At 50.5% G+C, this 12,960-nt stretch carries 13 protein-coding genes; 10 read left to right on the top strand and 3 right to left on the bottom strand.

What is annotated here, in order from left to right; all coding sequences use genetic code 11:
- Positions 1-34: 34 nt before the first annotated feature.
- Positions 35-673 carry a thiamine diphosphokinase gene (locus H583_RS0114935; protein ID WP_028561146.1) on the bottom strand — a complete coding sequence of 213 codons (639 nt, stop codon included), beginning with the start codon at positions 671-673 and terminating at the stop codon, positions 35-37.
- 3 nt (positions 674-676) lie between these two features.
- Complete coding sequence (locus H583_RS0114930; protein WP_028561145.1) at positions 677-1,591, bottom strand: metal-dependent hydrolase; 915 nt, start codon at positions 1,589-1,591, stop codon at positions 677-679.
- 402 nt (positions 1,592-1,993) lie between these two features.
- On the opposite strand from H583_RS0114930, the gene H583_RS0114925 reads away from it, so the two are divergent.
- Positions 1,994-2,635: a trimeric intracellular cation channel family protein gene (locus H583_RS0114925; RefSeq protein WP_028561144.1), complete on the top strand. Its 642-nt coding sequence runs from the start codon at positions 1,994-1,996 to the stop codon at positions 2,633-2,635.
- Between the two features lie 35 nt (positions 2,636-2,670).
- Entirely contained in the window at positions 2,671-3,147 is a 477-nt protein-coding gene (locus H583_RS0114920) for a low molecular weight protein-tyrosine-phosphatase (RefSeq protein ID WP_028561143.1), read from the top strand.
- Here the strand turns inward: H583_RS0114920 and H583_RS0114915 are convergent.
- On the bottom strand, positions 3,125-3,865 hold the full coding sequence (locus H583_RS0114915; protein WP_028561142.1) for an alpha/beta hydrolase: 741 nt from the start codon (positions 3,863-3,865) through the stop codon (positions 3,125-3,127). The genes H583_RS0114920 and H583_RS0114915 overlap by 23 nt on opposite strands.
- A gap of 277 nt (positions 3,866-4,142) precedes the next feature.
- Between H583_RS0114915 and pdhA the strand changes: the two genes are divergently transcribed.
- The 8 genes from pdhA (at position 4,143) to H583_RS0114875 (ending at position 12,835) form a co-directional block, all read left to right on the top strand.
- A complete protein-coding gene (gene pdhA, locus H583_RS0114910; protein ID WP_028561141.1) occupies positions 4,143-5,210 on the top strand; it encodes a pyruvate dehydrogenase (acetyl-transferring) E1 component subunit alpha in 1,068 nt (355 codons plus the stop codon).
- Positions 5,211-5,225: 15 nt separating this feature from the next.
- The gene (locus tag H583_RS0114905; RefSeq protein ID WP_028561140.1) at positions 5,226-6,206 is read left to right on the top strand and encodes an alpha-ketoacid dehydrogenase subunit beta; all 981 of its coding nucleotides are present in this window, start codon (positions 5,226-5,228) and stop codon (positions 6,204-6,206) included.
- 25 nt (positions 6,207-6,231) lie between these two features.
- Positions 6,232-7,518, top strand: a complete 1,287-nt coding sequence (locus H583_RS0114900) for a dihydrolipoamide acetyltransferase family protein (protein WP_028561139.1) — start codon at positions 6,232-6,234, stop codon at positions 7,516-7,518.
- 4 nt (positions 7,519-7,522) lie between these two features.
- On the top strand, positions 7,523-8,938 hold the full coding sequence (lpdA, locus tag H583_RS0114895; protein WP_028561138.1) for a dihydrolipoyl dehydrogenase: 1,416 nt from the start codon (positions 7,523-7,525) through the stop codon (positions 8,936-8,938).
- 162 nt (positions 8,939-9,100) lie between these two features.
- The gene (locus H583_RS0114890; RefSeq protein ID WP_028561137.1) at positions 9,101-9,592 is read left to right on the top strand and encodes an acyl-CoA thioesterase; all 492 of its coding nucleotides are present in this window, start codon (positions 9,101-9,103) and stop codon (positions 9,590-9,592) included.
- 143 nt (positions 9,593-9,735) lie between these two features.
- Positions 9,736-10,530, top strand: a complete 795-nt coding sequence (locus H583_RS0114885; protein WP_028561136.1) for a thymidylate synthase — start codon at positions 9,736-9,738, stop codon at positions 10,528-10,530.
- Between the two features lie 55 nt (positions 10,531-10,585).
- Positions 10,586-11,071, top strand: a complete 486-nt coding sequence (locus tag H583_RS0114880) for a dihydrofolate reductase (RefSeq protein ID WP_028561135.1) — start codon at positions 10,586-10,588, stop codon at positions 11,069-11,071.
- Between the two features lie 276 nt (positions 11,072-11,347).
- On the top strand, positions 11,348-12,835 hold the full coding sequence (locus H583_RS0114875; protein WP_028561134.1) for a glutamate synthase subunit beta: 1,488 nt from the start codon (positions 11,348-11,350) through the stop codon (positions 12,833-12,835).
- The last annotated feature ends 125 nt before the right edge of the window (positions 12,836-12,960 follow it).

The following is a 12,960-nucleotide window of genomic DNA, read 5'->3' as shown; positions in this document are numbered from 1 at the left end:
ATTATCAGACTCCTTTTATACAGACTCGGCTTGATTAATCTCTGCTTTGTATCACAAGCAGCTTGCCGCCGGAGATGGAGATATGTCCCGTCTCTGCTTCAACTACATTGCTGATGCCGAGCGACTGGCCCATCTCGAGGGCAGCATTGTGAAGCGGGTATCTAAACCCTGTCAGATTGATGCCCGTCACCTTTTCGGATAAGGGGAGCAGGGAAAGTGTGGGGTACTTCCCTTTGCTCACTGCAAGCTCGTCTGTAACAAGCCTAATCTCATTATACTCATCTGCGATGGCGGCATTAATTCCGGCTGCGGCAGCCTGAACGAGCAAATGCACATTTGCCAGCGAATGGTCAAAACGCGTGCCAAGCGCACCCGCTATAATGATTTCAGAAGGATTCAATTCAGCTGCTTTCAGGAAGGCAAGCTCGGTATCCGTGTAATCCTTGTCAAAGTCGTCGCAAGTTAAAATTTGCTTGCTGCTGCTTTTAATCACCTCCAGCTCTGCCGGGGTGACGGAATCAAAGTCGCCAATAGACAGATCCGGAGTGACGCCGTTACGGACCAGAAACAACGCACCGCTGTCTGCCCCGATAATATAGGAGGCACCGGCGAGGCAGGACATTGCCCAATGACCCAGACGGCCGCCTGTGAAAATAACAATTTTCTTTTGCATGGATTACACCTCGTCTGATCGGTTTAATGCCGTTGTTGCTGTTATGGACGTTTGTGCCGGGACTGATTGAAGCCGATTTTCGGCAGTTAGCGAAACAGGCTCAATACCGAGAACAAGCAAAAACCAGACAATAGTAATGCATAGTGTGCAGATGCCGATGACCAGCTTCTCTGTGGCACTGCCGTTAGAGAACAGATGCATGGCAAGCTTGAGCTTGGGGATAATCAGTAAATGAATGCCCTCGCTCCCGAAGCAATCGCCAGCCAGATGTGTCCACCAGCCGATTATAAATCCGGTAATGGCCGCTTGTACAAGCTCCGGCTGCTGTCCTGCAAATGAGAGAAGCCCGATTGTCAGGGCAATCGCGAATTCGGGTGTATGTATAATGCCGCGGTGCTTCACAAGCGGGAGCAGCAGCATGGCGATCCCGGCGAATGAGGCGATCCAGTGCCACTCATTTAGATAAGCCGCTGCCAATAGTCCGGCTCCTCCGGCTATCAGTACGAGATTGCGCAGTCTGGACAGCATAAGGAATACAAGTCCTCCGCCAAGCAAAAATGGCCCGATTGCTGCGGCTGTGAGCGCATACGGGGACCAGAGCGGATCAAGCCAGGTATCCCAGGCTACCCAGTTCAGTTTGGCTGCAAGCCAGACAATCGTAAGAACAAGGCCAACTGTAAAGCATGCGCCTGATGCGGAACGGAAACTTTTTCGCTTGCGTGCGGAAAATTGAATCGTTTTGCTCGCTGTGCTTGTTTTATGATCGATATCCGGAGCCAGTCCGCCGATGCCTGCACAGGCCGCAAGGAGCAGCGCGGCAAGGGTCTGATCCCAGTCAGACAGCGAATAGGAGGGATTGGTATAGACAGCCATTGAGCCGGCAGCCAATGCCAATGAGAGATGTCCTTTCTTGTTCAATTTCTTCATCCTTTACTTTTCATGTTGATTAGATACGTGGTGCGAGTCGTAACTCTTCTATTTTAGCGGTACTTGAACAAAATTCCAATCAGAGATTTGTTTATGGGTTGCGTGAATGATGGGGCGCCGCTACAATGGGAAAAGACATGAAAAGACACCGTTTGACACAATGTAAATGGTGCTATATAAGTTGAACAAAAAAACGGAGGCCGGATAGCCAGAGTGTGAAAGGATTCTGGAGAAGCGAAGCGGTCGCCTTTGTTCCCGGATTTTTCCCATACCTGTCTTTCATTCAAGAAATCCGGGAACAACAGCGATCGGAGGAACCTTTCACACGGCGGCCCTGACCTAAAGTCAATTGTTCAACTTATAGATAGAAGGGGAAAACGGGGGAGTCGGGTCGTGGATTTAGATATCTTCAGTTGGTTCAGCATTATCGGCACCATTGCTTTTGCGGTGAGCGGGGCGATTGTGGCGATGGAAGAAGAGTACGATATTCTGGGTGTATTTGTGCTTGGACTGGTGACGGCTTTTGGCGGAGGTGTCGTGAGGAATGTGCTCATCGGGATGCCGATTACAACATTATGGAGCCAGGGCCTGTTTTTGAAAACCGCCATTATTTCAGTCCTGATTGCTTTCCTGCTGCCTGTCGGCTGGATTCACCGCTGGCGTCGCAGCGAGGCGCTGTTTGATGCCATTGGCCTGTCCGCCTTTGCCATCCAGGGGGCGCTGGCCGCAACAAGCATGAAGGTACCGCTGAGTGCGGTTATTGTGGCAGCCATGCTTACGGGAATCGGGGGCGGTATTATCCGTGACTTGCTTGCCGGACGAAAGCCGCTCGTGCTGAGGGATGAAATTTATGCCGTCTGGGCGATGTTGGGAGGCGTCCTCATCGGTATGGGGTGGGCTACGGCAACGTGGCAGCTGCTGGGACTATTTGTACTGATTATTATCTTTCGGATGCTTTCTGTCCATTACAAGTGGAAATTGCCTCGCCGATCGCTGAAGCAGGCTGCCGCGACTTCGAATAATGGGAAATCATAAAACCGTTTACTACACAATTTGAAAGGGGCAACACCATGAAACGGGTATTGTTTGTTTGCTTGGGGAATATATGCCGGTCGCCGATGGCCGAGGCCGTATTTCGCAATCTGGTAGAAAAAGAAGGTCTGGCGGGCCAGATTAAGGTCGACTCGGCCGGAACCGGGGACTGGCATCTTGGCAAGCCTCCGCATGCGGGTACCAGGAAGCTCCTGGACAGCCAGGGCATCGGCTATGAGGGCATGAAGGCCCGCCAGGTGAAAACGGATGATTATGAACAGTTTGATTATATTATTTGTATGGATAGTCAAAATGAGCTTGATGTAAAAAAGTGGCTGCCTGAACAGCAGTCCGTTCAAGCCCAGACGATGAAATTTATGGATCTGCTGCCTGAGCGCGGTTTTTCCGATGTGCCGGACCCGTACTATACGGATAACTTCGATGAAGTGTACGAACTGGTGGAGTCCGGCTGCAAACGGCTTCTGGACAAGGTCAAATCCGAGCTGGCTGCATAGCCCAATGCAACGCTTCGGGAACCTGCTTCTGCCAAAAGCCCCATTGGTGAAGGCCGTCCCGCTCCGAATAATGGAGCTTGGCGCCCTTCTCCTCCATCAGGGGCTTCATGCTCCGGTTCAGCGCAACAAAGTCGAAAACGCCGCGGTCTGTCTCATAGGCAGTCTCCTGCAGGCCGACGGACATGAACATGCTCAGCCACTCCAGCGAGCCGGAATATCCCTTCACGATCTCTTGGGAAGCAGGATAATAGGCCCCGGAGAACGAAATAAGAGTAGCGAAGCGCCGCGGATATTGCAGGGCAATATGAAGTCCTGCTGTTGCGCCCAGCGAATCGCCGGCGAGAATGATTTGATCCGCTTCATTCCGGACAGAATAGCGTGAAGAGATGTAAGGAATCATTTCCTCAACGAAGAATTTTACATAAGAATCATGGCGGTCGCCGTCCGGTGCATACTCGGCTGTGCGTTTCTGTTTGTCTACATCAACCCCTACAATGATAAAGGGCTCCATGTCCTCCTCAAGAATCAGCTTGTTGGCCTGGGTTGCAATCCGGCCGAAATTAAAGAAATCCTCGCCGTCCTGACAATAAACCACCGGATAACTTAAAATTTCATTATAGCCCGGCGGAAGAAAAATACGCAGCTCCCGCTGCCCCTCTGGAAGATACCGGGAGGGAACGGTTTCTTTGACAATTGTCCGTTTCAAGTAGTCGCTCATTTATCTTTTCTCCTTTTCTTGCATGGTTTTCTGAAGATATGGGTAAACAATAGGAGGGAATCGGCTTTGTAACAGTCTTTTCCCCGCAGTTGTACCAATCTGTACTATATTATTTTCAAATCTGTATTACAAACAAAAATGTGTCTGAGGATCGAAGAAATAAGATAAAATAACACTTTTTTCGATTTTTCTTTTGACCATTCTTGCTAAACAGGTTTATAATAATTCTATAACAGCTTTATCTGATATTCAAATATCTTTATTGGGGTGAACGTTCATGACCAAGGTTCCTTATGAGGTTCAGACAGAGCCGGTAACACCGCTTTCTATTCTGTCTCCTGAAGGGGAAATTATTAATCCGGATTTGATGCCGGAACTTAGCGATGATCAACTGAAAGAAATTATGTACCGTATGGTATTTACCCGTACTTGGGACGAGCGCGCAGTCAATCTCGGCCGTCAAGGACGTCTGGGCTTCTACGCGCCGGTTTCCGGACAAGAAGCTTCTATGGTAGGAAGCGAATATGCATTGAACAAAGAAGACTATGTGTGTCCGGGCTACCGCGATATGCCACAGCTCGTATGGCATGGTCTGCCGCTGTATCAGGCATTCCTGTACTCCCGCGGACATCAGCATGGCGGTCAAATTCCTGAGGATGTTAACGTATTGATGCCACAGATCATTATCGGCGCTCAAATCCTGCATGCGACCGGACTTGGTATGGCATTCAAAAAACGCGGCGAGAAGCGCGTTGCGATTACTTATACGGGTGACGGCGGCTCCTCTGAGGGCGATTTCTATGAAGGCCTGAACTTTGCCGGCGTATTCAAGTTGCCTGTAATTTATGCAGTTCAAAATAACGGTTACGCGATTACAACGCCATTTGAGAAACAGACGGCTGCTCCATCGATCGCTCACAAAGCGATTGCTGCCGGTATCAAGGGTGTTCAAGTAGACGGCATGGACGTGCTTGCTGTATACAAAGCGGTAGCTGAGGCTGCAGAGCGCGGACGCAATGGCGAAGGCGCAACACTGATCGAAATTTTGACTTACCGTTTCCGTCCGCACTCCATGGCGGATGACACAAGCAAATACCGCACGAAAGATGAAGAAGCAGAATGGGCTCTGAAGGACCCGCTTGTTCGTTTCGGCAAGTTTTTGGAAGCAAAAGGCCTCTGGTCGGATGAAGATACCGCCCGCGTGAAGGAAGAGGCAAAGGCGACTGTTAACGAGCACATCAAGAAAGCGGAAGCGACAGAGAAAATGACTGTTGCCGGCCTGATTGATACGATGTTTGAAACAACGCCGCAGCATTTAGAAGAACAAAAGGCCGATTTTGAATAAGGGGGAACCGTCATCATGGCTCAAATGAATATGAAAGAAGCGATCCGCGACGCGATGCGCGTGGAACTGAGAAAAGACCCGAATGTACTTGTTTTCGGGGAAGACGTAGGTAAAGTCGGCGGTGTATTCCGCGCAACAGAAGGTTTGCAGGCAGAATTCGGCGAAGACCGCGTATTTGATACGCCGCTTGCTGAGTCCGCAATTGCCGGTCTTGCTGTGGGTATGGGTACACAAGGATTCCGCCCGGTTGCGGAAATCCAGTTTGTCGGTTTCATATATGAAGCGCTTGACCAAATGTTCATACAAGCTGCGCGCATGCGCTACCGCTCCGGCGGACGTTACAACTCTCCAATCGTGTTCAGAACACCTTTCGGGGGCGGCGTTAAAGCGGCTGAACTGCATACAGATTCCCTGGAAGGTCTGGCAATTCAGACTCCGGGTATCAAAGTTATCGTTCCATCCAATCCATACGATGCAAAAGGTCTGATGATCTCGGCTATCCGTGACAATGACCCTGTATTCTTCATGGAGCACCTGAACTTGTACCATGCTTTCCGTGCAGATGTGCCTGAAGAGGATTACACGGTGCCAATCGGCAAAGCAAATATCGTTCGTGAAGGCAGTGATGTTACCATCATCGCTTACGGCATGATGGTACACACAGCTGTTAAGGCAGCTGACGAGCTGGAAAAAACCAAAGGCATCAAGGCTGAGGTTATCGACCTGCGCACACTGCTGCCGCTGGATATCGATACAATCGTAGCTTCGATCCAAAAAACAAACCGTGCGATCGTCGTACAGGAAGCACAAAAAACTTCCGGCGCCGCTGCGGAAATCATTGCCCAAATCAATGAAAAAGCAATTCTGCACCTGGAAGCTCCTGTGCTTCGCGTTGCAGGTCCGGATACCGTATATCCGTTCGCTCAAATTGAAGATGCCTGGTTGCCATCTCCGGCCCGCATCATTACAGCAGTCAACAAAGTTTTGGAGTTTTAATTGATCAGTAAGGAGGGAACCCAAGGTGGCAAAATTTGAGTATCGTTTTCCTGAGCTCGGCGAAGGATTGCACGAAGGTGAAATTATTAAAGTGCATATCAAAGCGGGCGACACAGTAACAGACGAAGATATCATCATGGAAGTACAAAATGACAAGGCGATCGTAGAGGTGCCTTGTCCGGTAAACGGTAAGGTGCAGGAAGTTCTGGTCAAGGACGGACAGGTATGTCACGTTGGCGAGATCGTTGCGATTATCGATGCTGAAGGCGATGTGCCTGAGCAGGCAGCACCTGCTCACCAGGAAGAAGCAGCTCCTGCAGCGAAAGCAGAAGAAAAAGCAGAAGCGGCTCCAGCAGCGCCTGCGGCAGCGCAAAGCGCTCCAGCTGAAGCTGCCGGCCTGGTTTTGGCTACACCAAGCGTTCGCAAATATGCGCGTGAGAAGGGTGTAGCACTGGCTGGCGTTACAGGCTCCGGCAAAAACAACCGTATTACCCGTGAAGATGTGGACCAAATCGCAGCAGGAGGAGCAACATCTGCATCTGCAGAAGCAGCTCCGGCAGCAAAAGCAGAATCCAAGTCTGCACCGGCAGCACCTGTCCAAACAGGCGACCGTCCGGAAGAGCGTGTACCGTTCAAAGGCATCCGCAAAATTATCGCGGGCGCAATGTCCAAATCGGTATACACGGCTCCTCACGTTACATTGATGGATGAAGTCGATGTAACCCAGCTTGTTGAGCTTCGTACAAAAGCGAAACCGCTGGCTGAGAAGAAGGGCGTTAAGCTGACTTACCTGCCATTCATCGTCAAGGCACTCGTTGCTGCACTGCGCGAGTTCCCGATCATGAATGCGACACTGGATGAGGCTAACCAGGAAATCGTACTGCGCAAATACTACAACATCGGTATCGCAGCAGATACAGATAACGGCCTGATCGTTCCTGTCGTTCAAGATGCTGACCGCAAGAGCATCTGGATGATCGGTAATGAAATCAAGGATCTGGCAACCCGCGGCCGCGACGGCAAGCTTGCTCCTCATGAACTGAAGGGCAGCACGATGACGATCACAAACATCGGCTCCGCTGGCGGTATGTTCTTTACTCCGGTTATCAACTTCCCTGAGGTTGCTATCCTGGGAACGGGACGCATTTCCGAGAAGGCTGTTGTGAAGAACGGCCAAATCGTAGCAGCACCTGTTATGGCTCTTTCCTTAAGCTTCGACCACCGTCTGATTGACGGCGCTACAGCTCAAAACTTTATGAACTACATCAAGCAGCTGCTCGCTGACCCTGAGCTGCTTGTAATGGAGGTGTAAGGGTATGGTAGTAGGAGACGCTTCACTGGATATTGACACACTGGTAATTGGTGCAGGACCTGGCGGTTACACCGCAGCGATCCGCGCTTCACAGCTTGGCCAATCTGTTCTGATCGTAGACAAGGAATATGTGGGCGGCGTGTGCTTAAACGTCGGCTGTATTCCTTCCAAGGCGCTTATCTCTGCTGCGCACCAATTCGAGGCTGCTTCCCACGGGGAAGCGCTCGGTATCAAAGCGGAGAACGTATCGGTTGATTTCAGCAAAGTTCAAGAGTTCAAAAACGGTGTTGTCAAGAAGCTTACCGGCGGCGTTGGCGCGCTGCTGAAAGGAAACAAAGTGCAGTATTTCAATGGTGAAGTAATGTTCATCAATGAAAATGAAGCGCGCGTGTTCAATGATCAGGAAGCTCCGCGTTACCGCTTCAAAAACTGCATCATCGCGACTGGTTCCCGTCCGATCGAGCTGAAAGCATTCCCGTTTGGCGGACGCATCATGTCCTCCACAGGTGCATTGTCCCTGCCTGAAATTCCGAAGAGCCTCGTTGTTATCGGCGGCGGCTATATCGGAATCGAGCTTGGCCAAATGTACTCCAAGTTTGGCTCCAAAGTAACGGTCATTGAAGGTACAGATTCCATTCTGGCCGGATTCGACGCTGAAATGTCCAAACTGGTAACCAAAAAACTGAAAAGCCAAGGCGTGGAAATCGTTACTGGCGCTCAAGCGAAAAGCGCTGAGCAAACAGACAACGATGTTACCGTTACGTACTCGGTTAACGGCGAAGACAAGCAAGTTACAGCAGATTACCTGCTCGTAACTGTTGGACGCCGTCCAAATACAGACGGGGAGCTGGGTCTGGATCTGATCAACATCAAAATGACCGACCGCGGATTCATTGAAGTTGATGATCAAGGCCGTACCAGCATTCCGCATATCTATGCAATCGGCGATATCGTTGCCGGACCTGCTCTGGCGCACAAAGCTTCCTACGAAGCTAAAGTTGCTGCTGAAGCTATTGCCGGGCAACCGAGCAAAGTCGATTACAAATGCATCCCGCTGGTAGTCTTCTCCGATCCGGAGTGCGCTAGCGTAGGTTACAGCGAGCAGGAAGCAAAAGATAAAGGCCATAACGTTAAAGTTGGACGCTTCCCGTTCAACATCAACGGCCGCGCATTATCCCTGAATGCAACAGAAGGCTTCGTCAAAATCGTATCCGATGCAGATAACGGTCTTGTACTGGGCGCACAAATTGCCGGTATTGAAGCTTCCAACCTGATTGCCGAGATGGGTCTTGCAATTGAAATGGGTGCGACTGTAGAAGATATCGCTCTGACCATCCATGGCCATCCGACATTGGGTGAAATCGCGATGGAAGCTGCTGAAGTAGCTCTTGGCCATCCGATCCACTCTATCGTAAGATAATTTCAGGCATTACAACTATAGTTTTAATCAGGCAAAGAGGGCCTTGGACGCGCAACTGAAGCGTCCAGGGACCTCTTTTATTTCAATCATGGGTTATCCATTCTGCTTTGGGCAGCCGGAATTCACCTTGCTGTGCGATAACCAGGAGAGGGGTCATTTGAAATGAATGAGAATGCCGAGAAGCCGTGCCAAGCTTCCCGTTCAATCATGACACAGCTTATTTTCCCTTCGGATACCAATCATCATGGGACGATGTTCGGCGGGAAGGTGATGGAGTACATCGACAAGATCGCAGCGATTGCCAGCATGCGCCATGCGCGGGCTGCCGTGGTTACGGCCTCCAGCGACAGCCTGGATTTTGTAGCGCCGATCCGACTTGGCGAGGTTATTGAGCTGGTTGCTTTTGTAACCTGGACACATAACAGCTCCATGGAGGTTGTTGTCAATGTACATTCGGAGAATGCCTTGACAGGCGAGCGCAGGCTGACTGTAACCGCCTTTCTTACCTTTGTTGCACTGGATGGTCAAGGGAAGCCGCTGCGCGTCCCTCAAGCTGTCCCCGAGACGGAGGAAGAGCTGGAACTGCACATCGGTGCACCGGAGCGCTACAAGCTCAGAAAAGAGCGCAGGAGCCAGCGGCGGGGCAGGCTCTAGGCGGGTCTGTGGCAGTGAGTGTTGACAAGATTTCTGCCAGGTTTATGTATCCGGAATACGGATCCGGCAGGCCTGGTTGTAGCCGCCTGAGGGGCAAAAGTGATATGATAGCAACAGAAGCTATGTAAAGGTGAGGTGCAGTTTTGAAAGCTTATTTGGAATTATTACAGGATATTATGGATCACGGCGTGCTCAAAGAGGATCGGACAGGGACGGGCACGAAGTCGGTATTTGGCCGTCAGCTGCGCTTTGATTTGTCCAAAGGGTTTCCGCTTGTGACTACAAAACGCATGCATGTGAAATCCGTTATTCATGAATTGCTGTGGTTTTTGAGCGGAGATACGAATGTACGCTATTTGCAGGAAAATGGTGTTCGCATTTGGAACGAGTGGGCGGATGAGAACGGTGATCTTGGCCCTGTGTACGGCTCCCAGTGGCGGGCCTGGCAGGCGCCGGACGGCCGGGTGATTGACCAGATTGCCCAGGTCGTAGACAGCATCCGCCGCAACCCCGATTCCCGCAGACATCTTGTAAGCGCATGGAACGTGGCGGAGATTGATAACATGAAGCTGCCGCCATGCCACTATGCTTTCCAGTTTTACGTGGCAGGGGGCAAGCTTTCCTGTATGCTGACCATGCGCTCCTCGGATACATTCCTGGGGCTGCCTTTTAACATCGCCCAATACGCAATGCTGACCCATATGATCGCACAGCAGTGTGATCTGGAACCGGGTGATTTTATTTATTCCGGTGGCGATGTCCATATTTACAAGGATCATTTTGAACAGGTTGAGCTTCAATTGACCCGGGAGCCGTTGCCTCTGCCGCAGTTGGTTATCAAGCGCAAGCCGGACTCAATTTTTGATTACAAGTATGAGGATTTTGAAATTGTCGGCTATGAGCATCATCCGACGATCAAGGCGTCGGTTTCGGTGTAATCCGAAATTAACCTGCTGAAACAAAAAACAAAAGGCGGATGGGAGGTGTACGTTTTTGGCTATTATATTGATATCTGCTATGGCGAAGAACCGCACGATTGGCATTGATAATAAGCTGCCGTGGCGGCTGCCGGAGGATATGGCTTTTTTTCGCCGCACAACCACCGGCAACACAGTTCTGATGGGGCGCAAGACATTCGAATCCTTCGGAAGCCGCCCGCTTAAAAACAGATTGAATGTCGTCATGACCCGCAGTACCGATTACGCTCCTGAAGGATGCGGGATTGTGCAGTCTGTTGAGGAGGCGCTTCAAACATACAGCGATTCAGACTTGTATGTGATCGGCGGTGAAGAAATCTACCGGCAGCTGCTGCCTCATGCCGACCGGATACTGCTTACAGAGATTGACGCGGACTTTGAAGGCGATTCATTTTTTCCTGAGTTTGCAAAGGACGAATGGGAATTGACTGATTCAGTGAAAGGGATTGAAAACGAGGATAATCCGTATTCCTACTACTTTCAGACCTATCAGCGCCGCTAGTAAATTGACGAACAATATGTCACTTAGTGCAAATGATTATACGGAAAATCCATGGGTGTAGATGTCGCTTAGATGCTAGGATGTTATATAACACTTCCTCTAATTTTACAGCCAAATGTTTGCTGTTGAATGAGGAAACCTTTGCAGATATAGTGTGATTACAATTGTCTGGTGAGTACGAGCGATAGAGTCCGGACAGGCGATGAAAATGGCGAATTGCCGCCGGATCGACAGCGGGACTTGACTCACCGGAATAACGGATGGGGGAAAGCGATCATGTCTACACCTACAGGATTTATGGAATATAAACGCGAGCTTCCAATTGACCGCGACCCGGCGGAGCGTGTTAGGGATTGGCAGGAATTCCACAAGCACATGTCCAGTGAACAGCTGCGCACTCAGGGTGCACGCTGTATGGATTGTGGAACCCCGTTTTGCCATACCGGCATTGAGCTGACAGGAGGGACATCTGGCTGCCCTGTCAACAACCTGATTCCGGAATGGAATAATCTCATTTACCGCGGATTGTGGAGAGAAGCGCTCGACCGTTTGCACAAGACAAATAATTTCCCTGAGTTTACAGGCCGTGTATGTCCTGCTCCTTGTGAGGGGTCATGTACAGTCGGTTTGATCGGCGACCCTGTAACGATAAAGACCATCGAGCATTCCATCATTGAAAAAGGCTTCGAAGAGGGCTGGGTTGTACCACAGCCGCCGAAGGTACGGACAGGCAAGCGGGTTGCAGTTGTCGGCTCAGGTCCTGCCGGACTTGCTTGTGCTGCGCAACTGAACAAGGCCGGGCACAAAGTTACCGTATTCGAGAGAGCGGACCGGATCGGCGGACTGCTCGTATACGGAATCCCGACAATGAAGCTGGAGAAGCATGTTGTTCAGCGACGTGTTGATATTATGGAAGCTGAAGGCGTCGATTTCGTAACGAATACAGAGATTGGCAAGGATGTATCCGCTGAGCAGCTTGTAAGCGACTTTGACGCTGTTGTACTGTGCGGGGGTGCTACGAAGGCTCGTGATGTACAAATGGAAGGCCGTGAGCTGAAAGGGATTCATCCGGCTATGGACTATTTGAACGGCACAATCAAGAGCTACCTGGACTCCAATCTGGAGGACGGAAATTATATTTCAGCGAAGGACAAGAATGTCATCGTAATCGGCGGCGGGGATACAGGATCGGACTGTGTGGCAACGGCACTGCGCCATGGCTGTAAATCCGTGACCCAGTTCGGTACCCATGCGAAGGCTCCGCTGGAGCGGGATATCGTGAACAATCCATGGCCCCAATTTCCGAATGTATATACGCTGGATTATGCGCATGAGGAAGCGAAAGCGATTTTTGGTACGGATCCTCGCGCATTCTCCGTACTGACGAAGAATTTCGTTGGAGATGAGAACGGCAATATTAAGGAACTGCATACGATCCAAATCGAGCGTACTGTAGATGAGACAGGCCGCAAGATCTATAAGGAAATTCCAGGCACCGAGCAAGTATGGCAGGCGGATCTGGTATTGATCGCTGTCGGCTTTGAAGGGCCGGAACGCACCTTGATCGATCAATTGGGTCTGGAACAGGACCGCTGGTCCAACGTTAAAGCGCGTTACGGCAAATATGTTACCAATGTGGACAAAGTGTTTGCTGCCGGTGACATGCGCCGCGGACAAAGCCTTGTCGTATGGGCCATTAATGAAGGCCGCGAGGCAGCGCGTGAAGTCGATAAATACTTGATGGGCTCTTCGGTCTTGCCTTGATGTATTCAATTGTTAAATAGCTAACATGTACAAAGCTTCATTTGATTACAGGTATTTCTCATAAGGGAAATGGCCGATAATCAAATGAAGCTTTTTTGTTTTCTGATTATGTGGAGGAGAGCCAG

This window comes from Paenibacillus pinihumi DSM 23905 = JCM 16419, assembly GCF_000422505.1.
Classification (GTDB): Bacteria; Bacillota; Bacilli; order Paenibacillales; family Paenibacillaceae; genus Paenibacillus_D; species Paenibacillus_D pinihumi.
This window is presented reverse-complemented; position numbering and strand designations above follow the sequence as displayed.